Source organism: Streptomyces sp. KPB2, assembly GCF_003950055.1.
GTDB lineage: Bacteria > Actinomycetota > Actinomycetes > Streptomycetales > Streptomycetaceae > Streptomyces > Streptomyces salinarius.
In genome coordinates, this window is record NZ_CP034353.1 from 7675248 (window position 1) to 7700264 (window position 25017).

The window sequence follows — 25017 nt, forward strand, 5'->3', positions numbered from 1 at the left end:
CGTGGTCACCGCAGCACAGCAGACCGCATCCGCCCCGCACGCCGCCCGCACCTTCCCCAAGGGCTTCCTGTGGGGTTCCGCGACCGCCTCCTACCAGATCGAGGGGGCCGCCGCGGAGGACGGCCGCACCCCGTCCATCTGGGACACCTACGCCCGCACGCCCGGCCGGGTCCGCAACGGCGACACCGGTGACATCGCCACCGACCACTACCACCGGCGCAGCCAGGACGTCGCCCTGATGGCCGAACTCGGCCTGGGCGCCTACCGCTTCTCCCTCGCCTGGCCCCGGATCCAGCCCACCGGCCGCGGCCCCGCCGTGCAGAAGGGCCTGGACTTCTACCGGCGCCTGGTGGACGAGCTGCTGGAGAAGGGCATCCAGCCCGTCGCCACCCTCTACCACTGGGACCTGCCCCAGGAGCTGGAGGACGCCGGCGGCTGGCCCGAGCGCGCCACCGCCGAACGGTTCGCCGAGTACGCGGCCCTCGCCGCCGACGCCCTCGGCGACCGGGTGCGGACCTGGACCACCCTCAACGAGCCCTGGTGCAGCGCCTTCCTCGGTTACGGCTCCGGGGTGCACGCCCCCGGGCGCACCGACCCGGTCGCCGCCCTGCGCGCCGCCCACCACCTGAACCTGGCGCACGGGCTGGCCGTCCAGGCCCTGCGCGACCGCGTGCGCGCCGACGCCCAGGTGTCCGTCACCCTCAACGTCCACCACGTCCGCCCGCTCACCGGCGGCGACGGCGACGTCGACGCGGCCCGCCGGATCGACGCGCTCGCCAACCGGGTCTTCACCGGCCCCATGCTGAACGGCGCCTACCCGGAGGACCTGCTCAAGGACACCGCCGGGCTGACCGACTGGTCCTTCGTCCAGGACGGCGACCTGCGCCGGGCCCACCAGCCGCTGGACTTCCTCGGCGTCAACTACTACACCCCCACCGTGGTGTCCGAGACCGACGGCAGCGCCACCCACACCTCCGACGGGCACGGCAACAGCGCCCACAGCCCCTGGCCGGGAGCGGACCGCGTCGCCTTCCACCAGCCGCCCGGCGACACCACCGCGATGGGCTGGGCCGTCGACCCGAGCGGCCTTTACGACCTGCTGCGCCGGCTGTCCGCCGACTTCCCGAGGCTGCCGCTGGTCATCACCGAGAACGGCGCCGCCTTCGACGACTACGCCGACCCGGCCGGCCAGGTCAACGACCCCGCCCGGATCGCCTACGTGCGCGACCACCTGGCCGCCGTCCACCAGGCCATCCTGGACGGCGTGGACGTGCGCGGCTACTTCCTGTGGTCCCTGCTGGACAACTTCGAGTGGGCCCACGGCTACAGCAAGCGCTTCGGTGCCGTCTACGTCGACTACCCGACCGGCACCCGCATCCCCAAGGCCAGCGCCCGCTGGTACTCCGAGGTCGCCCGCACCGGCGTACTGCCCGGCGCCTGACACCGCACCGCCCCCGTCCTCCACCGCACCGGCGGGGGACGGGGGCGGACTCGTACCCGCCGGCGGGTCAGTCGAGCGGGGCGAGCGTGAGCCGGGCCTCGACCGGGTTGCCGTCGTGCACCAGCGACTCGTGGTTGCCGACGTCGTCGAAGGCGAACGCGTACGCCTTCCCGTCGGCCATGCGGTCGTGGATGATCCGGGCGTAGTGGTTGGTCACGGCGTCCTGGTAGAAGCCGGCCGACGAGGGGTCGGGCTGGTTGGGGTTGCTCAGCAGCGTCGAGCGGTTGAACCCGGCACACAGCGTGCGGGAGATCGGCCCGCGCACCTGGTCGTTGGGCGCGTCCAGGAGCCGGTGGCAGCCGAAGACACTGGAGGCGTCCGGCTTCTGGAAGCTGGTGACGACCGTGCCGGAGGTGTTGGTGAAGTTCATGACGTTGCCCGACACCCGGCCGAAGTACTTGGTGTCGGGCCGGTCCCCGAAGGGTGTCACGGTCAGCGTGGTCGTCGCGTACTTCTGCCACACCCGGTTGATGTAGTCGTCCATGACCGAGGCGGGCAGCGCCCCCGTCTCCACTCCGTACAGCGGCGCGAGTGCTCTCAGTACGGTCCCGTCGGGCCGGGTCTGGATCAGTCCGCCCCAGCCGGGCTGCGCCCGCAGCGCGTCGAAGACTCCGTGGTAGCCACCGGGCTCGAGCTGCCCGGCGCTGGTCACGCCGCCGTCGGCGCGTTGCACGCCGACCGTGTAGGGCGCGGAGAACATGTCGACCTGGGTGCTGTTCAGCCACAGCCCGCCGTCGTTGAGCGTGTACTCCGACCAGTTGAAGAGGATGTCGCGGTTGGGGTCGCTCGGGTTCTGGACGGCGGGCTGGACCAGGCCGCCGGTGGTCAGCCGGAAGTCGAGCTTCTGGCCGTAGGAGAAGTAGATGCGTCCCGACAGCTTCGGGATGCGGATCGTCTTGGTCTGTCCGGCGGCCGGTCCGGGGATGGACGCGTCCGGGGCGGGGGTGGGGGGATTGCCGCCGGCGGGCCAGGCGTGGAAGGTGCCGTTCTCGTCCGCCCAGCCCTGCTGACCGGTCGTCAGCGAGGTGCCCAGGTTGTAGATGTGGACGGCGTCGCCGCGGGCGGAGTTGTTGGTGATCTTCAGGGGGATGGTGGCGGGCACCGCGGCGTCCGCGGGCGGTGCGGCACCGAACGTGAGCAGGGCGCCGGTCAGGCCTGCGGCCGCGGCCACGGCGAGCAGACGGTGTCTGAGTCGGGAGAGCACTCTCCACCTCCGTGCGGGTGTGGGGGAATTGGTCCGTACCGATTCTGAGAGCGCTCTCAGCGTTGCGCCAGGACGCGTCCATGTCAATGCGTGCGGCGGTCCTGCCCGGCGCCGGGACTCCAGGAACGAGGTGACGGAGCTACCGCGATCCGGCGTCCCCGTCACGGCGCGTGCTGCCGTTCACCCCGGGGCCGGCCAGCGCGTAGTGCCGGACCCCTTCGGCGCCCCGCCGCTCCGAGCCGGGCCACACGCAGTCCAGGACCGAGGCGGACGGCGGGAAGAGCGCCGACGGAACGGCCTCGCGGGCGAACCACTGCCAGCGCTCGATCTTGTCGGGCTCGGTGACCCGGGGCGCACCGGTCGCCCGGTCGGTGACGGCCGCGGCGGTCACCCGGGTCAGCCCGCCCACGCCGTCGACGAGTACCGCGAGCACCCGCACGTCCGCGGGAGCCGCCACGAGCCCGGTCTCCTCCGCCAGCTCCCGGACGGCGGCCCTCTCGAAATCCTCGCCCGCGTCCACCTTCCCGCCCGGCAGCTCCCAGCGCCCGTCGTGACCGAGCCCCAGCAGCACCCGTCCGGCGGCATCGAGAACGGCGAGACCGACGCCGGTGAGGCTCTGCGCGGCGGGACGGACACGTTCGGGGCGCTCGGCGCGCGGTGCGTCATCACTCATCCGGTCATTCCACACCATGCCGGCGGGCGGCAGCCGGCGCGGTGTCACCCCCGCTGGGTGAGGGTTTGGGGGTAGTCGGTGATGATGCCGTCGACGCCGAGGTTGAGCATTTTGCGGATGGTGCCGGGTTCGTCGACGGTCCAGACGTTGGTGGTCATGCCGAGTTGGTGGATGCGGTCGACGAGGGTTTGGTCGGTGACGGTGTGTTGGGGGTTGATCTGGTCGGCCCATTGGCTGAGTTCGACGAGTTCGGTGTCGGTGGGGCGGTCGGCGTCGAGGATGCCGATGGGGATGTCGGGGATGAGGTCGTGGAAGGTGCGGGCGTCGTCGGTCTGGAAGGACTGGACGGCGAGTCGGTCGTGGGCGAGGGCGTTGCGGACGTAGCGGGGTTTGGCGTTGAGGTTGTGGGCGAGGTCGGTGGCGATGGTGGTGCCGTATTGGCTGCAGGGGCTGATTTCGGCGAGGAGTCCGGTGGGGGTGTGCTGGAGGTGGCGGATGACGGTGTCGAGGGTGATGATCCGCTCCCCGGCGTATTTGTCGTGGAACCAGGAGCCGGCGTCGAGTTGGCGCAGTTCGTTCCAGGTGAAGTCGGAGACGCGGTAGCTGGGGCGTCCGGGGTAGAGGTCTTCGACGTTGGTGGTGCGTTCCATGGTGCAGTCGTGGAAGTTGACGAGTGTGCCGTCCTTGGTGCGTTGGACGTCGATTTCGACGTGGTCGGCGCGTTGGCGGACGGCGAGGTCGATGGCGGCGGCGGTGTTCTCGGGTGCCATGCCGGAGGAGCCGCGGTGGGCGATGACGTCGGGGCCGTCGGTCGCGGCCTGCGCGGGCGTCGACGTCACCGCCAGCACCACACCACTCAGCACGGCCACGACCAGCCCGGCGGCTCTGCCGCTCACCCGCCTCACCGTGCCTCCCCGGACGCCGCCGGCGCCGTCGCGGGCAGCGCGTCGAGCACCTCGGCGGCCGTCGCCACGGGATCGCCGGAGGCCTCGACGGGATAGCGGTCGTGCCGTTGGTTCCAGGCGTTCTCCAGCGCGAACCAGTCGACGGCGGCCGGTGGCCGTCCGGTGACCAGCGCGGTGTCGAGGGAGTCGAGGTACGTCGTCCAGCGCATCGCGTAGAAGTCGCGGACCAGCCCGGACCACTCCCGGTTGGCGTAGTCCCGCAGGCCGCCCGCGTCGCTGCCCGACCGGTCGCCCCAGGTGGTGAGGATGGAGCGGGCGTCGAACTCGGCGGCGTCCTTCTCCGCCGCGGTGCGTCCCCAGGACCTGGCGTCCTCCAGCCAGGGGCCGAGGAGGAAGCGGGTGTCGGTGGCGAGCAGCCGGTCCAGCAGAGCCAGATCGCTCTTCCACTCGGCGGCCCCCGCACGGAACCCGGGCAGATCCCCGGCCTCGTAGGCTTCCTCGATCTCCGGCAGCAGCGAACGGCTGCGGTTGGCCAGCGCCTGGCGGGCGACGTCGACCAGGTCGAAGCGGTAGGCGTCGGTCGTCCGCAGCGCCGGTGCGACCTGGAGGAGTTCGGCCAGCGCCTCGCGCACCGTGTCCGGGTCGTAGCGCATCGCGCCGGGACTCCAACTGGCCGCCGAGGCGGCCGTCAGCCGGGGGCGGGCGGTGAAGAGGCTGTCCTGCGCCTCGCTCCACTTGCCGGACGGCATGCTGTACGGGCCCGCGCGCAGCAGCTCCCAGGCCCGGGCCGCGTGCGGGTCGGCCCGGCCGTACCGGCGTTCCGCGTACGCCGCGAACCAGGCGGAGTGGTCCACCGGGGCGCTGCGCCAGGCCAGTTCGGTGAACAGTTCGTAGGCGACCGGATTGCCGCCCGTGCCCTCCGGAAGGTACGCGATGCCCGCGAGCGCGCTGCCGGGCTTGGTGCGCCACCGGTCGAAACGCTCGGCCCACACGGCGGTGTTGGCGCCGACGGTGGTGTGACCGCCGAAGTTCGGGATCGTGCCGAACGCGTAGGGCGCCCCGTGCCAGGTGGTCTCGCGGTCGAGGCCGTCGTAGCGGTCGGACAGACCGTCGACGATGAGGAGCCTGCTCCTGTCGACGGCGTCGATGATCTGCGTCGAGGGGTTGTTCTGCCAGCCGATCAGGGTCCACACGGCGCCGGGGTGCGCGGTCTGGAGCGCGTTCATCACGGCCCGGGCGGCGTCCCCGACGGGCACGTCCCCCGGCCGGCCGCCCTCGTGCAGCAGATCCATCTTGTACATCGCGGAGTCGCCGAACAGCTCACGCTGATGGCGGTAGAACGACGCGGCGACCCTGGAGAACACTCCCGTGCGCGGATCCAGCCAATCGGGACGCTCGAAGCCGACCCACTGGCCCTGCGGGACCACCGTCCCGCCGGGGTTGCGTTCCGCGAAACCCGGCGGCACGGTCCCGTAGTAGCCGGGCAGTACGGGCGTCATGCCGAGCTCGCGCAGCCGGTTCGCGATCCTGCGGCCGAGCGCCGCCCGGTCCTCGATCAGCCGCTCGGAGACCGGGCCGGCGAAGCCGGACATGTTCTGCATCAGCCACCACGGTTGGTGCGCCGGGCCGGGGATCCAGGCCCTGAGTTCCTTCTTCGAGTAGCCGAACTCCTGGAGTGTTGCGTAGTAGACGGCGTCGGCGCCCATCTGGACGAAGACCTCGTTGACCCCGTGCAGTGCGAGGAGGTCGATCTGCCGCTCGTAGGAGGCCCAGTCGCGGTAGGCACCCGAGTAGCCGTCGTCGGTGTCGTTGAGCGCGAAGCGATGCGGCACCGAAGCCTGCCGGCGGACGGTGCCGTCCGGTGCGGGAAGAGTGCGCGGCAGCTTCGCCGTACTGCGTCCGGGCCAGCCGAGGTCCACCCGGGCCGTGTACTTGAGGTACCAGTTGACCCCGCTGAGGAGCACGGCCGGGCTGGTCCCGGTGACCCGGACGTGGCCGGCCCGTCCGGAGACACCGAACCAGTCGCCGGAGGCCGGACGGCGCGCAGGGACCAGCGTGATCTGCGAGGCGTGCCGCGGCAGCAGGCGGGCGAGTGCCGCCCTGGCGGAGTGCGGCGAGAAGGCCGGTCCGCCCGGCGGGGAGACCGCCGCGGGGGAGGAGCTGGGGGTGAGCGTGGTGGTGAGAAGGGCGAGGGCGATGGCTGCGCACACGGCAGCCCAGGGTCTGAGGCTTCTCACGGTCACCTCTGGGGAGTTGTCGACGGGGTGTTGGTGAGAATGGGGGCGGGCGAGCAGCCAGTCAAGACGGCCCCGCCGGGCGCGGGTGGGTCTTCGGCCATCACCCGGCTACGACGTCCGTCGTGCCTGGTACACCGAGTCGTAGATCGGGAAGACGTGCCGCAGGCCGGTCAGGGCGAAGAGCTGCTTGGTGTTGGCGTCGGTGATGACCAGTTTCAGTTCGCCGTGCACGGACTGGACCCGTTTGAGCGCGCCGACCAGCACCCCCAGGCCCATGGAGTCGATGAACGCCACGCCGCGCAGGTCGACGACGAACCGGCGGAGACCGTCGGCCAGCCGCTCGATCACGAACTGCTTGATCGTCGGCACGGTGTACACGTCCACCTCTCCGCGGATCTCCACGACCGTCCAGTCTCCGACGTCGCTGTGGCTGATCTCGATGGGAGGTTCCATACGTACTCAACGGCATGCCCTGGGCAGAGGTAGTGCCGAGGTGGCGCCGCACATTCGTTCTGCATATGCGTGAACGACTGGCCAAAGGATCACCGCAGGTGGTGCCGGTGCCTCGATCGGGCCACGGCCGTCGGCCCCTCCCCGTGGGCCCGGGACCCTCCCGCCGTGCGAGTTCCGCCATTCGGGTCCATCCTTGAAGCCGGGCCACGAAGCCCACAGACCGACCCGCCGGGAGGTCCTGTGATTCTGCTCGCGCTGCTCCTACCAGTCGTGATGATGGCCTTCCTCTTCGCCGCGGACGCGCTCGAAGACCTGATCTTTCCGCCTCCGGCGGCCCCGGACGAGGATGCTCCGGCCGCCGACGTCGCTCGAACGACCTCTCTCTGAGGACTCTCCCTGAGGCCTCTCTCCGAGACGGGGAGGGCGCGCGTCGCCCGGTACGTGACCGGTCACGAGACCCGGCAGGTCACGGACCGGGCGACGCGCGGCGTGCCGACGGGGTTCGTCAGCCGTCGCTCGTGCTGACCTTCACCTCGTCGACCACCAGCTGCTGCGGGAACGTGGTCGAGCCGTCGGGGTCGCCGGGCCAGTAGCCGCCGACCGCGAGGTTCAGGATGAGGAAGAACGGCTTGTCGAAGACCCACTCGTCGCCGTTCAGATCGGCCGGCGTACGGGTCTGGTACGCGTTGCCGTCGACCGACCAGGTGATGCTGTCCGGGGCCCAGTCCACCGCGAAGGTGTGGAAGGCGTCGGCGAACGCCTCGCCGTTCGGCAGCGTGTAGCCCGCGCCGATGCCGTCCGAACCCGAGTAGCCGGGGCCGTGGATGGTGCCGTGGACGGTCGACGGCTCGAAGCCGACGTTTTCCATGACGTCGATCTCGCCCGAGGCGGGCCAGCCGACCTCGCCGATGTCCTGGCCCAGCATCCAGAAGGCGGGCCAGATGCCCTGCCCGCGCGGGATCTTCATCCGGGCCTCGACGTGGCCGTACGTCGCGGTGAACCTGCCGGAGGTGTTCAGACGCGCGGAGGTGTACTCGCACGTGCCGTACCAGCACTGGTAGTTGCCCGGGTTCTCGCGCCGTGCCTCGATCACCAGGTGGCCCTGGCCGTCGAGCTTCGCGTTGTCGGTGCCGGGCGTGTAGTACTGCCGCTCGTGGTTGTCGACGTTGTCGCCGGTCTCGAACTGCCACTTGGCGGCGTCGACGCCCGATCCGGCGGGTCCGTCGAAGGTGTCGGAGAACGTCACCGCCGCGGCGGACTCCGGCCGGTGCTCCGCCTGCGCGGGGGTCACGGCGGCGGCCGCTACGAGCGTGGCGGACAGGGTGGCGAGAAGGCAACTGCGAAGCAGTCGTGGGGAGGCCATGTCTCTCCGTTTCGTGGGCCCGCTCCCACGGTGGGGGAGCGGGCGCCGAGGTGGGGGAAGAGGTGCGCGGTTCCGGGCGCGGGTGGGGCCGGCCGGGACCGGTCAGGCGAACGGTTCGAGCGTGATCGCGGCGTCCTCGGGGTCGCCGTCGTGCACCAGGGACTCGTGGTTGCCCACGTCGTCGAAGGCGAAGGCGTACGCCCGGCCGTCCCGCATCTGCGCGTGGATCAGGCGGGCGTAGTGGTTGGTGACGTCGTCCTGGTAGAAGCCGGAGGCGTCTGCGTCGGGCTGCTCGGCGTGGGTGAGCAGCGTGGAGCGGTTGTAGGCGGCGCACAACGTCCGCGAAATGGGGCCGCGCACCTGGTCGTTGGGGGCGTCGAGCTTGTTGTAGCAGCCGAAGACCGAGTCGGAGTCCGGCTTCTCGAACGACGTCACCACGGCGCCGCCGCCGTCGGTGAAGTCCATCCGGTCGCCGTTCACCCTGCCGTAGAACTTCGTGTCCGGCTGCTCCTTGAACGGCGTCACCGTCAGCGTCTCGGAGGCGTACTTGCGCCATACGCGGTCGATGTAGTCGTCCATCACGCCGGCGGGCAGATCGCCGGAGCCGATGCCGTGCCCGGGGGCCAGGACGCGCAGCGGCGAGCCGTCGCCGCGGGTCTGGACCAGGCCCTGCCAGCCGCCGCCCTGCTGCGTGAGGCCGTCGACGACCGCCTTGTAGCCACCCGGCTTCAGTGAACCGGTCTGCTTCGTGGAGCCGTCGCCCGCGGTCAGTCCGACGGAATAGGGCGCCGAGAACATGTCCACCTGGGTGGAGTTGATCCACAGCCCGGAGTCGTTGAGCGTGTACTCCGTCCAGTTGAACAGCGTGTCGTGGTTGGGGTCGTCGGCGTTCTGGACGGCGGGCTGCACGAGCCCGCCCTCGGCGAGCCGGAAGTCCAGCTTCTCGCCGTAGGAGAAGTAGACCCGACCCGAGAACTTCGGAAGCCGAACGGTCTTTGACCCGCCGTTTGCCGGGCCGGTGAACGAGGCGTCCGGGGCCGGGACCGGCGGGGCGCCGCCGGCGGGCCAGGCGTGGAAGGTGCCGCTCTCGTCGGCGTATCCCTGCTGCCCCGAGGCGAGTTCGGTGCCGATCACGTACACGTAGACCGGTTCGGCACTGCCCGAGTCGTTCTTCAGGGTGAGAGGGATGGTGTCCGGCACCGCCGAAGCCGGTTCGGCCGGCCCGACGAGGACGGCGACGGCACCGAACGACGCCGCGACGGCCAGGGACGCCGTCAGCTTGCGTGGGGAAAGCACACGGTCCTCCTTGGTGTGGGGGGAGTTGCAGCCTCGTAGCCGTTGCCTGAACATGTCAACTAGTTGAACGAGATCAATCGGAAGAAGACCCTCCGGGTTCGGAAGGTGAAGCGAGGGACCAGCGAGGTGGTACACCGGCGAGGTGGCAGACGACGAAGTACAGCGGGAGCGGCGCCGTGTAGGGCGAGTCGCCGTCGGGGCCGTGGATCAGGCGCGGACCGGTCGGCCCGCCCACGGGCCGCGGCCGTGTCCAGGAAGGATCGCCGACGACGTAGTGGCTGCCGAACGGCCACACGACCCCGATGTCGGAGCCGGACGGGACGATCCACCACCAGCGCTCCCCGTCGGCGAACACGCAGCCGGCGCGGGGCAGGTGGGCCAGGATGTGTTCCCCGTGGGCGGCGGAGGTGCCCACGGCGTCGTGCCCGAGCCCGGCGTGCACACCGGCCGGGAGACGGAGCGAGGCGGGGCCCGGGGCGGGTCGGCGGGGTGGGCGGGCGGCGGTGCCGGGCGGGCGGGAGCGGTCGCGGACGGTGGCCGCGGACGGACGTGGGTCACGGGCGGGCTGCAGGTCCATGGGGGGTGAGTCCTTTGGCCGCGACGGACGGCGGGGAAACGTTGTCATGCGCGACCGTCCCGCTGGTCGGGCGGGTGGCCGAAACAGAACGGTCCTGGTCGTCGGTCGAGGAAGGCAGAGGGCGGTGTCGTCACTGTGTCACCCCTCAACAACCGTGCGCAACCGCCAAGTTGAAAATTGCAGCTGTCCGGATGCATGCTCCTGCGGCAGCGGCTTCCGTGACAGACTCGTGGGCCGGGTCCCGGGCGCGGGACGGTGAAAGGGTGACAGTGTGACCGCGGAGACCGACTGGGGCGGCGCCCCCTCCGTGCTGCGGATGATCCTCGGCAGGCAGCTGGAGGAGCTGCGCACCCGTGCCGGACTCACCTTCGAGCAGGCCGGTGAGGCCATCGGGGTGAGCCACTCCACGATCCGCCGGCTCGAGGCGGCGAAGGTGGCCCGGCTGCGCCTTCCCGACGTGGAGAAGCTGCTCCAGACCTACGGCGTCCGCGACCGGCAGGAGATCGACACCTTCCTGAAGTCGGCGCGGGAGGCCAACAAGAGAGGCTGGTGGCACACCTACCGCGACGTCATGCCGGACTGGTTCGCGGCGTACCTGAGCCTGGAGCAGGCGGCCCTGCACATCCGCGCCTACGAGTCCGGGTTCGTGCACGGCCTGCTGCAGACCCCGGCCTATGCGCGGGCCCTGCTGAGCGCCGGCAACCCGCACGCCTCCTCCGCGGCCACCGAGCGGCGGGTGGCCCTGCGGATGCGGCGCCAGGAGATACTCACCCGTCCTTTCCCGCCCCGGCTGTGGGTCGTGATGGACGAAGCGGTCCTGCGCTGGCCCGTCGGCGGCGCCGAGGTGATGCGGCAGCAGGTGGACCATCTGATCGAGGTGGGCCGGCTGCCCAACGTGACGCTCCAGATCATGCCGTTCGCGGGCGGCCCGCACCCGGCCATGCGCGCCGGCGCGTACGACCTGTTCCGGTTCCGGGCTCCCGAACTCCCCGACATCGTCTACCTCGGCGGGCTCGTGGGCGCCGTCTACCTGGACAAGCCCGACGACGTGCTCGTCTACCGCGAAGCCCTGGACCGCCTGGGCGCCCAGGCGGTGCCGGCCCGGGGCACCGAGGAACTCCTCGGCGCGCTGCGCAAGGAGCTGTGAGGTCACCACCCGGAGCCCACTCGTACCAACCACACGACGGAGAGGGGCGGACGTTGTCCGACAGCGGATGGCCTGCCGACCGAATCGACACCGAGCACGCGCACTCGGCGCGGATCTACGACTACATCCTGGGAGGCAAGGACTACTACCCCGCCGACCGCGAGGCGGGTGACGCGATGGCCCGGGAATGGCCCGCCCTGCCCGTCCACATGCGGGCCAACCGGGACTGGATGAACCGCGCCGTGCGATGGCTGGCCGAGGAGGCGGGCATCCGCCAGTTCCTCGACATCGGCACCGGCATCCCCACCTCGCCCAACCTGCACGAGATAGCGCAGTCGGTGGCCCCCGCGTCGCGCGTCGTCTACGTGGACAACGACCCGATCGTCCTCACCCTGTCCCAGGGGCTGCTGTCCAGTACGCCCGAGGGACGCACGACGTACATCGAGGCGGACTTCCAGCACCCGGAAGCCGTCCTGGAGTCCGACGAGTTCCGCAAGACCCTGGACCTGGGCGAGCCGGTCGCGCTCACCGTGATCGCGATCGTCCACTTCGTCCTGGACGAGGACGACGCGGTCGGCATCGTCCGCCGCCTCCTGGAGCCCCTGCCCGCGGGGAGCTACCTGGCCATGACCATCGGCACCGCCGAGTTCGCCCCCGAGGAGGTGGGCCGGGTCGCACGCGAGTACGCCGCCCGCGACATGCCGATGCGCCTGCGGACCCTCGACGAGGCCCACGAGTTCTTCGAGGGCCTGGAGCTCGCCGAACCCGGCATCGTCCAGGTCCACAAGTGGCGTCCGGACGGCTCGGGCGAGCAGGGCATCCGGGACGAGGACATCGCGATGTACGGGGCGGTCGCCCGCAAACCCTGACGGCCCCGCAGGTCGGGAGGGCGGTCAGATCACGCGGAACAGGTCGGCCGCGGCGTGGACGTCGGTGAAGTCCTCGACGGACCGGAGGTTGTCGCACAGGGCATCGAGGACCGAGCCGGCCGCCGCGACGCGCGGGGCGCCGATGCCCACGCCGAAGACCCGGAAGCCCAGCCGGCGCTTGGCGTCGTTCCAGCCGCGCATCCACTCCTCGGTGACGCCGCAGTCGTCGTCGGTGAGCATCACGATGTCCCCGCGGGTACGGGCGGCGGCGTTGAACTCCTCCTCGAGCAGTTCCCCCGCCGCCGTCAGCGGCCGCTGGTAACTGGTGCCGCCGCCCAGGAACGTCTCCGCGAAGTCGAGCGTCCGGCCGAGACCGGCGGGCCGGTCGGCCGGGAAGCGGAAGACCCGGAGCTTGTCGGCGGCGGAGAACACGATGCCGACGAAGTCGCGCCCCGCGTGGCGGGCCTGGTCCAGCAGCGCCAGCGCGCACGCCTTCGCCCACGCCTCCCGGGTGATGCCGCCGGGCCCCGCCTCGTACATGGAGTGCGAGGTGTCCACGCACGCGATGACGGCGCCCCGGCCGGTGGCCTGCTCGCCCTGGCTGTCGTAGAGCATCAGCTCCCCGGCGGCGTACCGCGCGGCGAACACCGCCCGCAGTTCCGGCAGTCCCAGATTGGCCAGCTCGGACGGCACGACCCGGGAGAGGTCGTTGCCGAGGGTGACCCCGATCAGCTCTCCGGTGGCGTTCTCCACCTTGCGGGCCCGCTCCCCGTCGGCCATCTGCCGGAAACGGCCGATCAGTTCGGCCCACTCGGCGAGCCGGCCGGTGCGCAGCCGCTCGGCCAGCCGGGCGCGTTCGTCGAAGGGCATCCGTTCCAGCTCGCCGGACCCGACACCCCAGGCCCGCATCAGCGCGGCCTCCTCCCGTACGGCCGCCGCCGACCTCGCCACCGCCTGCCGCGCGGCGGCTCGGACGCCGGGGGCCGCCGCCGCGAGGGGCCGGCCGGACTCGTCGTCGGCCCGGCGTGCCGCGGCCTCCGCGGCCTCGACCGCCCGTCGTACGGCGTGGGCGGCCGGTCCCGGCACGGTGCCGTCCTCGTCGGCCTCGTCGGCGGCCTGCCGCAGCGTCTCGGCCACGTCGGTCGCCGCGTCCCCCGCGTCCCGCCGCGCCCGGCCCGCCCGCTCGTCCCGGGCCCGGGCGGGCCGGGCGTCGTCCAGCATCCTGCGCAGCGCGGTGCCCTGCGCGAGCACGGCCAGGGCGGCGGCGTACGGGTCGCCGACCGTCTCCCGGTGCAGCTCCGCGAAGCCCGGCGACTCCAGCAGGGCGGCGACGACACGGTGGTTGACCAGCCGCGAGTGCTCCATCTCGGCGGGCTCGCGCAGCCGCGGGGCGGCCTTGTACGCGGCCAGGAAGACGTCGGTGAGGAGGTCCGCGGTGTGCGCGTGCCGCTCGTCGAGCTCCCCGGCCAGCTCACGCAGCGCGGCGGACTGCTCGTAGGTGTCGTGCCAGGTGATGCGGTCGAAACGGTCCGCGACCACGGCACCGCTGTGGCGTGCCGGAGCGGCGGCCGACAGGGCCAGCCATGTCCCGGCCCGGCCGGCCAGCTCGTCGAGCCGGCCCATCGCCCCGTCCTCGGCCGCGTCCGGGTGCGCGTGCGCGTCGTCGTCCATGGTGCCGTCCGCTCCCGCGTTCAGAGCTGGGCCTGCACCGTGCTCGCGTCCACGCCGAGAGCCTCGGTGAGGACCCGGGCGCGGACGGCGCGCTGGCGGCCGGTGACCCGGTCGATGGCGGAGGTGGAGCGGCCGGCGACCACCGCGTCCGCGCGCAGCCGCTCCAGCCGCTTGCCCGCCGTGGCCAGCTGGTGGTGGGCCTTCTTGATGACCCACTCGCTCAGCGCCTCGCGGGACTGCCCGGCCATCGCGTCGAGCTGGGTCTCCAGTTCGTCGATGGTGTCGGCGAGGTCGAGGGCCTCCTTGGCGTCCGGGTTGACCAGGTGCAGCACCTCGCGTTCGACCGTCGGGCGCTGGGCGGGGGAGTCCCACAGCACGTGGGTCAGCACCGACAGGTCGCTCTCGGCGACCGCGGGCCGCCCGTCGAGGAACGCGGACGCCTGGAGCAGGCGCACCGCCTGCCGCCAGCGGCGGTCGGAGGCGATCAGCTCCTTGCGGCGCAGGGCGGCCCGCAGGGTGCACACCGCGTCCACGATGCCGTCCGGCACCTCCACGGCGGGGACGGCCTCGGCCACGGCGTGCCGCAGCGCGGCCAGTTCCACGGTGGTCCGCTTCGGCGGCGCCGGGCGGTCGACGGCCGAGCGGACCAGGGCGGCGAAGTTCGAGGGATCTTCGAGGTACTTGACCTCGATCCGCACCAGCAGCCGGTCGTAGATGGCGGCCGAGTCCTCGCCGTCGGGCAGCTCGTTGCTCGCCGTGATGGCCCCGATCAGGGGGCAGTGGACGGGCTCGCCACCGCTCTCGGGGTGGTAGATCCGCTCGTTGAGGTAGCCCAGCGTCTCGTTGAGCGCCGCCGTGGAGCACTTGAAGATCTCGTCGATGAACGCGACGTGCGCGGTGGTGGCGCGGCCTTCGTAGACCTGGCGGTACTCCCCGCGCGCCAGCGCGGCGACGTCGACGGGGCCGAACATCCGCGTCGGCGCGGTGAACTTGGACAGCAGGATCTCCCAGTACGACGCCCCCACGATCCGGCCGGTGAGTTCCCGGGCCAGTTCGGACTTGGCCGTCCCCGGCGGGCCGAGCAGCAGCGAGTGCCGGCCGGCCAGTAGCGTCACCAGCAACGTCCTTACGACGTCGGCCCGTTCGAGGAAGCGGTCCGACAACTCGGCGCCGATCGCCCGGAGTCGCACGGCCGTGTCCTGGGCGGCCGGTGCCTCCTGCGGGTCCTGTGGGCCCATGGCCGACTCCTCCTGTGACGGTCCGGGTGGGCTGGCAAATCAGAGCCTATCCCGCCCGAACGTCCGTTCTCGTGGCCCCGTGGCCCGGGATCGGTGCCTCGGCCCGCACCGGGGTGGTGCCGTCGACCAGACTGTCCGCCATGAACCACTTCTTCTCGCCGTCGGCCCGCACCGTGCCGGCCGTGACCGCCGCCGTGCTGGCGGCCTCCTGCCTCACCGCGTGCTCCGGGGCCGGCGGCGACCACGCACCGGCGGCCGTCCGCGTGAACCAGGTCGGATACGTGAGTGGCGAGAAGAAGTTCGCCTACGCCATGGGCGACGGGAAGCAGCTGGCCGACGCGGAGTTCGAAGTCCTGGACGAGCGGGGGGACAAGGTCGGGCACGGCCGCCTCGGCCCCTCACTCGGGGGCTGGAACACCACGTACACCGCCGTGCGAGCCATCGACCTGTCTTCGGTCGACCGCACCGGCACCTACCGGCTGCGCCTGGTCGGCGCGGACGCCGGCGCGGAGACCCGCTTCCGGGTGGCGCCGGCCCGGCGGTTGCTGGACCCGCTGCGCGCGGACACCGTGCGCTTCTTCGGCACCCAGCGGGACGGCGAGGACGTCCTGGCCGACGCGACCGGCCGGGTGCCCTCGCACCTGACGGACGAGCGGGCCCGCGTCTACGAGCCGCCGCGCACCGGGTCGGAGGCCGACGGGACGACGGCCGACGGGACGACGGCCGGCCCGGAACCGGCCGAGGCCGCCGGCCCCGTGGACGTGTCGGGCGGGTGGTTCGACGCCGGCGACTTCCTGAAGTTCACGCACACGACGTCCTACGTGGTCGCACAGATGCTGAGCACCGTCCGCGACACCCCCTCGGTGCCCGGGCTGCGGGAGGAGGCACGCCACGGCCTGCGGTGGCTGGACCGGATGTGGGACGGGGCGACGGGCACGCTCTACGCACAGGTCGGGCTCGGGTCCGGCGGCGAGGAGATCCGCGGCGACCACGACGTGTGGCGGCTGCCCGAGGAGGACGACCGGCTCACCGTGGCGCCGGGGGACGCCGACTACCTGATCAAGTACCGGCCCGTCTTCCGGGCCAACGAACCCGGCGAGCCCATCAGCCCCAACCTCGCGGGCCGGGTGAGTGCCGCCTTCGCCCTCGCCGCGCAGACCGAGGCCGCCGAGCATCCCGCCGAGGCCCGTGCCTGGCTCGACAAGGCGGCCGCCGTCTACGCGCGGGCGGACACCCGCCCGGACCGCGGAGCCCTGGTCACCACCACGCCCGCGGACTACTACCAGGAGCGCACCTGGCGCGACGACATGGAGTGGGCGGCCGTCGAACTCTCCCGCGGCGCCGACGCGCTGGGTGACGCGCGCCGCTCGCGGTGGAGCGAGGAGGCGGCGGCCTGGGCCCGCGCGGCCCTGCGGGAGGAGCGGGGCGGCACCCTGGGCCCCGCCGACGTCGGCGCCCTCGCCCACGCCGACGTGCTCACCTCGGCGGACCCCGACGCCGGCCTCGCGGCCGCGCTGAAGGCGGAGCTGCGGCGGCAGGTGGAGACGGGGAGGAAACGCGCGGCCTCGGACCCCTTCCGGTCGGGCGTCGTACCCGGTGACTTCGACGCGGTGCCGAACACCTTCGGTCTGCTCGCGACCGCCGAACTGTACGCCCGTGTCACCGGCGACCACCGGTACGACGACTTCGCCGCGCGGCAACTGGCGTGGGTCTTCGGGGCCAACGCCTGGGGCACCAGCTTCGTCGTGGGCGCCGGCGACCTCTACCCGCACTGCCTCCAGCACCAGGTCGCCAACCTGGCCATGAGCCGCACCGGCGGCGGCGACATCCTGCGGGGCGCCGTCGTCAACGGTCCGAACGACGCGGACCTGCTGAAGGAAGCGGACACCTTCGACGGGGCCCGCCCCTGCTCCTTCGCCCCGGAGGGCGGACCGTGGTCGCGGTTCGACGGCCGCGGCGCCGGTTACGTCGACGACGTGCGGGCCTGGCAGACGGTGGAACCGGCGGACGACTTCGCCTCGACGGCCTTGTACGCGCTCTCCCTCACCGCGGCGCGGGCCTGACCTCCGGCACGGGCCCCGTCGACCGGCGGGGTCGGGCCCCGCGGGTCAGGAACTGGTCGGCCAGGTCCGCAGCAGGGCGTCCAGCGCGTTGAGGATCTCCGTCCAGCTCTCCTGGGAGTCGGGGGCACTGTGGCTGAAGCCCCCGGCCGTCTCCAGGCCGACGTATCCGCTGAAGACGCTGCCCAGCAGCCGTACGGCGTGCGTCTGGTGCGGTTCCGCCAGGTGGTATCCGCGCAGGATCGCACGCGACATCTGGGCGTGCCGCACACCCGCGCTGGAGGCCGCCGCCTCCGCGTCCAGGGGGAACCGGGTGGCGGCGAAACGGCCGGGGTGTTCGAGGGCGTAGTCGCGGTAGACGTTCGCGAAGGCGATCAGCGCGTCCTTGCCCGCCCGGCCGGCCACCGCCTCGGAGGCCCGGTCGGCCAGCTCCTCCAGGGCGAACAGCGCGATCCCGGTCTTGAGGTCGTGGGCGTTCTTCACATGCGAGTACAGGCTGGCGGTCTTCACCCCGAACCGCCTGGCCAGCTCCGTCGGAGTGGTGCGCTCGAAGCCGATCTCGTCGGCCGTCTCGGCCCCGGCCCTGATCAGACCCTCGGTCGTCAGCCCTACCCGCGCCACACCCGTCCTCCGCATCGATTGCGCCGCATCCGTGGAAGATTATGGACTTTCCTAACATGATTAGGCAACCTGTGCCGTTAGCATGTTCGAACTCGGGACGAGCCGTACGAGTGACCCATGTGTCCGACCCCCTAGCAAACGGGCCAAACAAGTGAAGACCACACCCACACGAATATCCTCGCGCCGAGATCTCGGCCCCCTGTCCGCCGCCCGGCGCCGGCCGCGGGCCGTGCTGTGGACCGCGGCGGGTGTGGTGACCCTCGGGTTCCTCGTCGCGCTGGAGTTCGCCGCCCGCCACTACGGCGAGCGGGGTCCGATCACCGCACAGGCGCGAGAAGTGATCTTCGCGCCCGACTCGGGGCCGCTGCTGTACGCCGGGCTCGCCCTGACGATGGTGGTGCTGACCTGGCGCCAGCGGTTGGTCGCGGCGGGTGCGGCGATCGGCATCGACGTCGTCTTCTGGCTGGTGCGCTGGGCGGTCGGCGCCGACATGAACTTCGGCAACGGCGCGCTGTGGGTGGTCCTGGGCTGTGCGGTCGTCGCCGTGACGCGCCGCACGGGCGGCGAGCGGGCCCTGCTGCTGAAGGGTTCGGGACTGGGCCTGCTGCTGGTGGCCGGGCACAAGACCGGCGACACCTGGCTGCTCATCACCTCGGAGACCCGCAAGGCGGTGCTCGATCCGTACGTGGCCACCGCCGACCGGGCACTGGGCGACCCCTCCTGGCTGGTGGGCCGGTTCGTCGAGGCCACCGAACCGGTCGGCGGTCACGTCCTCCACCTCGTCTACGGTCAGCTGCCCCTGGCCGCGGCGCTCGTCGGGCTGTACCAGCTGCGGCACGTGGCGGCCGAGCGCCGCTTCCCGAGCCACCACCTCGTGCGGACCTTCCTCGTCATCGGCCTGCTCGGACCCGCCGTCTACATGATCTTCCCGGTGGTCGGACCGGTCTTCGCCTACGGCGCCGACGGCGGCCAGTGGGCGGTGGCCGACCTGTGGCCGCACACGCCGCCGCCGGGTGGCGCCCCGCACGCGATCCCCTTCGACGACATCACCCCGCGCAACTGCATGCCCAGCCTGCACACGGCGTGGGCCACCACGCTCTTCATCCACTCCCGCAAGGGTTCCGGGCCCATGCGGTTCGCGGGCGCCTTCTGGCTGGTCGCCACGCTCACCGCGACGCTCGGCTTCGGCTACCACTACGGTGCCGACCTCGTCGCCGGCGTGGTGTTCGCGCTCACCGTCGAGGCCGCGATGCGCTCGTTCGCCCGGGGCTGGGACCGCGCGGGCGTCGTGCTGCTCGCCCACGGCACCACGGTGTTCGCCGTACTGCTCGTGTCGTACCGCTACCTGCCGGAGCGGATGGCCGAGTACCCGTGGGTCGCCGGGCCGCTGCTCGTCCTCGCGATGGCCTCCGTGGTCCTCGGATACCTGCGGACCACCAGGCGGTGGGAGTCCGAGGCCGCGGCGGTGCGGCAGCCGGAGCCGCCGCGCCCCGCGGAACCGCAGCCCGAACTGGTCTGAGCCCCGGACCGGGCGCTACTTGAAGTAGTGGCCCTGCTCGAGATCCTCGACGAGACCCGGCTGGAGCGGCCGCCAGCCCAGCAGCTCCCGGGTCAGGGCGCTGGACGCGGCGCGGTTGTCCGCGAACGGCCCCGCCAGCCACGTGAAGTGGGCACCCGCCTCGGCGGCCGGGACCGACACCACCGGCAGGCCCAGCCGCCGGCCGATCACCTCGGCGATGTCCCGGACGGGCACGCCCTCCTCCGCGACGGCGTGCAGCGTCGAGCCCGCGGGAGCCTTCTCCAGGGCCAGGCGGAACAGGTGCGCCGAGTCGAGACGGTGCGCGGCCGACCAGCGGTTGGAGCCGTCCCCGATGTATGCGGAGACTCCCTTCTCGCGGGCGATCCCGATGAGGGCCGGGACGAACCCGTTGTCGCCCTCGCCGTGATTGGTCGGGGCCAGCCGCACCACCGAGGAGCGGACACCGCGGGCCGCCAGGGACAGGGTCAGTTCGGCGGTGAGGGCCCGGACGTGCTGGGCATCGCCCCGGGCGGCCGCGGCGGGATCCGGGTCGTGGCCGTCGCGCTCGGTCGCCACCCGTCCGGGAATCGCGGGAGTTCCGGACGCGATCGTGAACGGCCGGCCGGAGCCCGCGAGCGCCTCCCCGATCACCTCGACGGCCCGTCGGTCCGCCTCTCCCGCGCCCTTGAAGTCCCCCGAGAACGCGATGTCGTGCTTGAAGGCGAGGTGCACGACCCCGTCCGAGTCGGCGGCCGCGCCCCGCAGGACGTCGAGGTCGTCGAGGGTGCCGCGGACCACGTCGGCGCCGACCGTGGTGAGCGCGTCGGCCGAGGCGTCCGAACGGGCGAGGCCCACGACCTGGTGACCCGCCCCGATGAGCTCGGGAACGACGGCTGAGCCGATCCAGCCGGAGGCGCCGGTGACGAAAACGCGCATGAGAATCCTCCAGTCATGCCTGTACAAGGGCGGCCGACCATTGATGACAGCCGCTGTCATCGACCGTAGCACGCGATGTCAGTCACTGTCGTCATGGTGGGGGGAGGGGCGCGATGCGGAAGACGCGACGCGGGGCGTGCGCCGTGTGGCACACGCCCCGCGTCGACGGAGACCGGAGATCCCGCGGAGGGTCCGGGTCAGGCCTTGCCCTGCATGGACTGCCGGGCGGGATTGCGCTGCTCGGCGGCCTTGAAGTCCTTCTCGCCCGCCTTCGCCCGCACCCCGCGCTCGATGCGTTCACCGGTGGTCTTGTCGATGTTCGACCAGTACTCGAAGGCCCGCTTGAGCACGGGCTCGGTCACCTCGTTGAGGAGGTGGTCGACCACGTTCTCGACGAGCCGGTCACGGGCGGCGTCGTCCATGACGTCGCGCACCAGGGTGCCCGGCTGGGTCCAGTTGTCGTCCTCGGCGTGGTCGACGTAGGCGCTGCGGGTGATCGCCCCGTCCGTCTGCCAGCTGGGCGGGGTGCCGAACCGCTCGGTGTCGGCGGCGGGGCCGCCCTTGGAGTTCGGCGCGTAGACCGGGTCGCTCTTCTTCCGGTAGGCCATCTGGCCGTCCTTGGAGTAGCTGTGGACGTCGACGACCGGGGCGTTCACGGGGAGCTGCTGGTAGTTCGCGCCGATCCGGTAGCGCTGGGCGTCCGGATACGAGAACAGCCGCGCCAGCAGCATGCGGTCCGGGCTCGGGCCGATGCCGGGGACCATGTTGGCGGGCGCGAAGGCCGCCTGCTCGATCTCGGCGTGGTTGTCCGTCGGGTTGCGGTCCAGGGTCATGCGGCCGACCGGGATGAGGGGGTAGTCGCCGTGCGGCCACACCTTCGTCAGGTCGAACGGGTTGAACCGGTAGCCCGCGGCGTCCTGGTACGGCATGACCTGCACGTGCAGGGTCCAGCTCGGGAAGTCGCCGTCACGGATGTGCTCGAAGAGGTCCCGCGTGTGGTAGTCGGTGTCGGCCGCCGCCATCTGGTCGCCCTCGTGCTGCGTGAAGCACTCGACGCCCTGGTCGGTCTTGAAGTGGTACTTGACCCAGAACTGCTCGCCCGCGGCGTTGATCCACATGTAGGTGTGGGAGGTGTAGCCGTTCATGTGGCGCCAGCTCCGCGGGATGCCGCGGTCCCCCATCAGCCAGGTGACCTGGTGCGCCGACTCCGGCGAGAGGGTCCAGAAGTCCCACTGCATGTCGTGGTCGCGCAGGTTGCTGTCCGCCCGTCGCTTCTGCGACCGGATGAAGTGCTGGAACTTCATCGGGTCCTTCACGAAGAACACCGGCGTGTTGTTGCCGACCACGTCGTAGTTGCCCTGGCTGGTGTAGAACTTCACCGCGAAGCCGCGCGGGTCGCGCCAGGTGTCCGGGCTGCCGCGCTCACCCGCGACGGTCGAGAAGCGGGCGACCAGCTCGGTGCGGGTGCCCGGCTGGAAGACGGCCGCCTTGGTGTAGGCGCTCACGTCGTGCGTGACCTCGAAGTGTCCGAAGGCGCCGCTGCCCTTCGCGTGCGGCTGCCGCTCGGGGACGCGTTCCCGGTTGAACTGCGCCATCTGCTCGATGAGATAGGCGTCCTGGAGGAGGATCGGGCCCGCCGGGCCCGCGGTGAGCGAGTGTTCGTCGCTCTCCGCCGGCGCGCCGGCGTCCGTGGTGGTGGCGGGCGGGGTGTCCGTCATGTGGCTGCCTTTCGTGGGGGAGTGGCTGACGTCCGGGGACCGCGCGACTCGCGCCCGGGACACGGAGCGGCCCTCACCGCCCGGCCCGGCGAAGGGGCCCCGCCGACGCCCGCGCCGTGCCCGGGGCCGCGGTTCACGCGCACTCCGCAGGACGCGTGCCCCGCGGCGGCCGCGCCGCTCCGGCCGGGGTGCGGCGACCCGCCGGGCGGGGCCGGCCGGGGTGGGGCCCGTCGGCCCGGGGACCGTGCCGGGTCCCGGTGCCGGAACGCACCGCGCAATCGCCCTCGCCCATCCGTCCAGGACCCTCCGGAGTGCCGTCGTCCGTATCAGTCTCCGCCGCCTTCCGGCCCTCGCAAGCGGAGCGGGCGGCGGCGGTGACGCGACCGGCGGCCCTGGACGCGGCACGCCCGCCGAACCGGCCGCGAGACCGCCCTGCTCGCGGCCCGCCGGAACGCCGACTTCGACCTGCCGGGCCTCGCCGCCCGCCGCCTGTACCTGGACCGTATCGAGGACACCCACCTGATGCGCCAAGTGCGGTCCCGCATCGCCGAGTTCCGGGAGACCGTCGTGACCCGCCCGCCCCGCGCCTTCCCGCACTAGGCGGCGCCGGGCGCGAGCACCCGGCGGACGGCGGTGCGCAGCCAGTGGTGGGCGCCGTCGGCGGTGTGCCGGGGGTGCCAGGCCATGCCGATGGACACGGGCGGCAGCGTGAGCGGAACGTCGAGGAGGCGCAGCCCGAGGGCCGAGGCCTGCTCGGTGAGCGGGCTCGGAGGCAGGCCCGCGGTGTCCGGCACGGCGGGGACCAGGGCGACGACGTCGGTGCGGGCGGCGAGGGAGAGGGCGGCCAGGTGTGACGGGAGGACCACGGCGACCCGGCGGCCGAGGCCGTGCTCGGCGAGTGCGGTGTCGACGGGGCCCTCGAAGCGGCCGCGGCGGCTGACCGCGACATGCTCGGCCGCGGCGAACCGGGCCGGGGTCAGGGGCCCCTCGGTGAGCGGGTGGCCGGGCCGGACGGCCGCCGTCATTTGCAGGGTGACCAGGTCCTCGACCCGGGTTTCCGGATCCACGTGCTCGATCGCCCCGACCTCCAGGTCGACCCGGCCGTCGCGGAGGGCCGGCCCCGCCTCCAGCTCCTCGGCCCTGAACCGCAGCGAGATCCCCGGCGCCTCCCGCCCGGCCAGCGTCAGCAGACCGGCGGCGAGGGCCGCGCCGACCAGGTCGGCGGTCTGGAGGCTGAAGGTGCGGCGCAGCGTGGCGGGGTCGACGCCGGTGGCCGGGGCCAGCAGTGCGCCGAGCCCGCGTACCACGGCGGCCGCCTCCTCCCGCAGGGCCAGTGCCCTCGGCGTGGGCACCATGGCCTGACCGGCGCGGACCAGGAGAGGGTCCTGGAGGATGCGGCGGAGGCGGCCGAGGGTGCGGCTCATCGCCGCGGGGGAGGTGTGCATGCGGGCGGCGGCGCGGGTGACGCTCTGCTCGGTGAGCAAGGCGTCGAGGGCGACCGCGAGATTGGCATCGATGACCGGTGCGACCGGATCCGTGCTGTTCACCAGTGTCATTCCGTTCCAGGCAACAATCCCTTGCTGAAGTTCCCATTGTGGCAACACCTTGTGGCTCCCCAGGATGAGGCCGTACCGAAACGGCACGATCCACGAGGTTTTCATGATCGTCATTACTGCTCCGACCGGGAACATCGGGCGGCGGCTGATGCCCCTGCTCCTGGACTCCGCCCCCGCCCGCGGCGAGGAACTGCGCGTGATCGTGCGCGACCCCGCACGACTCCCCGACACGGTGCGCGAGCGCGTCGAGGTGGTCCCCGGCTCGCACGGGGACCCCGCGGTCGTCGACCGGGCCTTCGACGGTGCCGACGCCGTCTTCTGGCTCGTCCCGCCGGACTCCTCCCGCACCCCGGACGACGCCTACCGGGGGTTCACCCGTCCCGCCGCCGACGCGCTCGCCGCGCACGGCGTGGGCCATGTCGTCGGCGTCTCCGCCCTCGGCCGCGGCACCCCGGTTGCCGGCCGCGCCGGACTCGTCACCGCGTCCCTCGCCATGGACGACCTCATCGCGGCGACCGGTGTCGCCTACCGGGCCCTGGCCAACCCGTCCTTCTTCGAGAACCTCCTCGAGGACACCGACGCCATCCGGGACGAGGGCTGCTTCACCGACACGACGGCCGCCGACCGCAAGGCCCCCTTCGTGGCCGTCGCAGACATCGCGGCCGTGGCCGCCGGCCTGCTGCTCGACCGGTCCTGGACCGGCAACGACAGCGTCCCGGTGCTGGGTCCGTGCGACCTGTCACCCGACGACCTGGCCCGCATCATGACCGAACGGCTCGGCCGCCCGGTCCGCTACGAACGCCGGCCGCTCGAAGAACTGCATGCCGCACTCCTCGGTTACGGCCTCGACCCGGCCTTCGCCCAGGGCGTCGTCGACATGAAGCGGGCCAAGGACGACGGCCTCGACGCGGGCGTCCCCCGGACCCCGGACACCACCACCCCGACCACCTTCGAGCACTGGGTCGACCAGATCCTCGGCCCCGCGCTCCGGCCCTGACCTCCACCCGCGACTCCCCACCCCCGACCGAACACCGTCCCGGAAAGGGAAGCAACCATGCCCGCACACACCACCGAAACCCCGGTCACCGCGTTCATGCTCGTCAAGACCACACCCGAATGGCTCGCCATGACCGTCGAGGAGCGGATCCACGCCTTCACCACGGAGGTCGTCCCCGTGGTCGAGGCGAGGACCACCGGTGTCCGCTCACGCTTCTACGACACCGAGTTCTACTCCGCCCGCGTCACCGACGTCTGGGTCTGGGAGGCGGTCGACCACCAGGCCTACCAGCGGCTCGTCGACGCCCTGCGCGAAACCCCCTTCTGGGACCGGTACTTCGAGGTCGTCGACCTCCTCGTCGGCACCGAGAACGGCTACGCCCGCACCTACGGCGTGGACGCGGTCACCACCATCTCCACCTGAGCCACCGCCCGCCCGGCGCGACCGGGCGGGCGGACCGGGTGGATCGGGCGGTC

The 25017-nt window shown here is 72.3% G+C and carries 21 protein-coding genes and 1 pseudogene; 8 read left to right on the plus strand and 14 right to left on the minus strand.

All coding sequences use genetic code 11. The features are described 5' to 3' along the window. Position 1 precedes the first annotated feature (1 nt). Positions 2-1441 (plus strand): GH1 family beta-glucosidase, encoded by a 1440-nt coding sequence (locus D1J63_RS34760; RefSeq protein ID WP_125634502.1) that lies wholly within the window; start codon positions 2-4, stop codon positions 1439-1441. Between the two features lie 67 nt (positions 1442-1508). On the opposite strand, the gene D1J63_RS34765 is transcribed toward D1J63_RS34760, so the two are convergent. The 5 genes from D1J63_RS34765 to D1J63_RS34785 form a co-directional block, all read right to left on the minus strand. After that, positions 1509-2705, minus strand: coding sequence for a glycoside hydrolase family 64 protein (locus D1J63_RS34765; RefSeq protein ID WP_102928774.1), 1197 nt, complete (start codon positions 2703-2705; stop codon positions 1509-1511). Positions 2706-2844: 139 nt separating this feature from the next. Then, a complete protein-coding gene (locus D1J63_RS34770; protein ID WP_125634504.1) occupies positions 2845-3378 on the minus strand; it encodes an NUDIX domain-containing protein in 534 nt (177 codons plus the stop codon). Between the two features lie 44 nt (positions 3379-3422). Beyond that, the gene (locus D1J63_RS34775) at positions 3423-4274 is read right to left on the minus strand and encodes a glycerophosphodiester phosphodiesterase family protein (protein WP_241235641.1); all 852 of its coding nucleotides are present in this window, start codon (positions 4272-4274) and stop codon (positions 3423-3425) included. Positions 4275-4279: 5 nt separating this feature from the next. Beyond that, positions 4280-6493: an alpha-N-acetylglucosaminidase gene (locus tag D1J63_RS34780; protein ID WP_164713109.1), complete on the minus strand. Its 2214-nt coding sequence runs from the start codon at positions 6491-6493 to the stop codon at positions 4280-4282. 135 nt (positions 6494-6628) lie between these two features. Beyond that, positions 6629-6973: an STAS domain-containing protein gene (locus D1J63_RS34785; RefSeq protein WP_125634510.1), complete on the minus strand. Its 345-nt coding sequence runs from the start codon at positions 6971-6973 to the stop codon at positions 6629-6631. A 240-nt stretch (positions 6974-7213) separates the two neighbouring features. Here D1J63_RS34785 and D1J63_RS34790 point away from each other — a divergent pair, with 240 nt between their 5' ends. Further along, on the plus strand, positions 7214-7360 hold the full coding sequence (locus D1J63_RS34790) for a hypothetical protein (RefSeq protein ID WP_102928769.1): 147 nt from the start codon (positions 7214-7216) through the stop codon (positions 7358-7360). A 124-nt stretch (positions 7361-7484) separates the two neighbouring features. Here the strand turns inward: D1J63_RS34790 and D1J63_RS34795 are convergent. The 3 genes and pseudogenes from D1J63_RS34795 to D1J63_RS34805 all read right to left on the minus strand — a co-directional run. Beyond that, positions 7485-8336: pseudogene (locus tag D1J63_RS34795) on the minus strand (glycoside hydrolase family 16 protein); the annotation flags it as partial. A 102-nt stretch (positions 8337-8438) separates the two neighbouring features. Then, positions 8439-9632: a glycoside hydrolase family 64 protein gene (locus D1J63_RS34800; protein ID WP_125634514.1), complete on the minus strand. Its 1194-nt coding sequence runs from the start codon at positions 9630-9632 to the stop codon at positions 8439-8441. Between the two features lie 73 nt (positions 9633-9705). Beyond that, a complete protein-coding gene (locus D1J63_RS34805) occupies positions 9706-10209 on the minus strand; it encodes a hypothetical protein (protein WP_125634516.1) in 504 nt (167 codons plus the stop codon). Positions 10210-10480: 271 nt separating this feature from the next. Between D1J63_RS34805 and D1J63_RS34810 the strand changes: the two genes are divergently transcribed. Further along, positions 10481-11356 carry a helix-turn-helix transcriptional regulator gene (locus D1J63_RS34810; protein WP_125634518.1) on the plus strand — a complete coding sequence of 292 codons (876 nt, stop codon included), beginning with the start codon at positions 10481-10483 and terminating at the stop codon, positions 11354-11356. Between the two features lie 53 nt (positions 11357-11409). After that, the gene (locus D1J63_RS34815) at positions 11410-12225 is read left to right on the plus strand and encodes an SAM-dependent methyltransferase (protein WP_125634520.1); all 816 of its coding nucleotides are present in this window, start codon (positions 11410-11412) and stop codon (positions 12223-12225) included. 24 nt (positions 12226-12249) lie between these two features. Here D1J63_RS34815 and D1J63_RS34820 read toward each other — a convergent pair whose 3' ends face one another. Together D1J63_RS34820 and D1J63_RS34825 are read right to left on the minus strand one after the other, a co-directional pair. After that, complete coding sequence (locus tag D1J63_RS34820) at positions 12250-13896, minus strand: VWA domain-containing protein (protein ID WP_232250451.1); 1647 nt, start codon at positions 13894-13896, stop codon at positions 12250-12252. A gap of 20 nt (positions 13897-13916) precedes the next feature. After that, positions 13917-15134 (minus strand): AAA family ATPase, encoded by a 1218-nt coding sequence (locus D1J63_RS34825; RefSeq protein WP_125634522.1) that lies wholly within the window; start codon positions 15132-15134, stop codon positions 13917-13919. Positions 15135-15274: 140 nt separating this feature from the next. Here D1J63_RS34825 and D1J63_RS34830 point away from each other — a divergent pair, with 140 nt between their 5' ends. After that, a complete protein-coding gene (locus D1J63_RS34830; protein ID WP_164713110.1) occupies positions 15275-17197 on the plus strand; it encodes a glycoside hydrolase family 9 protein in 1923 nt (640 codons plus the stop codon). A 45-nt stretch (positions 17198-17242) separates the two neighbouring features. Here the strand turns inward: D1J63_RS34830 and D1J63_RS34835 are convergent, their stop codons facing one another. After that, entirely contained in the window at positions 17243-17815 is a 573-nt protein-coding gene (locus D1J63_RS34835; RefSeq protein ID WP_102931085.1) for a TetR/AcrR family transcriptional regulator, read from the minus strand. A gap of 229 nt (positions 17816-18044) precedes the next feature. Here D1J63_RS34835 and D1J63_RS34840 point away from each other — a divergent pair, with 229 nt between their 5' ends. Next, complete coding sequence (locus D1J63_RS34840) at positions 18045-19334, plus strand: phosphatase PAP2 family protein (RefSeq protein WP_197925183.1); 1290 nt, start codon at positions 18045-18047, stop codon at positions 19332-19334. A gap of 15 nt (positions 19335-19349) precedes the next feature. Here the strand turns inward: D1J63_RS34840 and D1J63_RS34845 are convergent, their stop codons facing one another. The 3 genes from D1J63_RS34845 to D1J63_RS34855 form a co-directional block, all read right to left on the minus strand. Continuing rightward, on the minus strand, positions 19350-20270 hold the full coding sequence (locus D1J63_RS34845; protein ID WP_125634526.1) for an SDR family oxidoreductase: 921 nt from the start codon (positions 20268-20270) through the stop codon (positions 19350-19352). Positions 20271-20467: 197 nt separating this feature from the next. Then, positions 20468-21988, minus strand: coding sequence for a catalase (locus tag D1J63_RS34850; protein WP_125634528.1), 1521 nt, complete (start codon positions 21986-21988; stop codon positions 20468-20470). A 596-nt stretch (positions 21989-22584) separates the two neighbouring features. Beyond that, positions 22585-23544, minus strand: coding sequence for a LysR family transcriptional regulator (locus tag D1J63_RS34855; RefSeq protein WP_164713111.1), 960 nt, complete (start codon positions 23542-23544; stop codon positions 22585-22587). A gap of 103 nt (positions 23545-23647) precedes the next feature. On the opposite strand from D1J63_RS34855, the gene D1J63_RS34860 reads away from it, so the two are divergent. After that, positions 23648-24541, plus strand: a complete 894-nt coding sequence (locus D1J63_RS34860; RefSeq protein ID WP_125634532.1) for an NAD(P)H-binding protein — start codon at positions 23648-23650, stop codon at positions 24539-24541. Positions 24542-24598: 57 nt separating this feature from the next. Next, a complete protein-coding gene (locus D1J63_RS34865) occupies positions 24599-24964 on the plus strand; it encodes a darcynin family protein (protein WP_102932380.1) in 366 nt (121 codons plus the stop codon). The last annotated feature ends 53 nt before the right edge of the window (positions 24965-25017 follow it).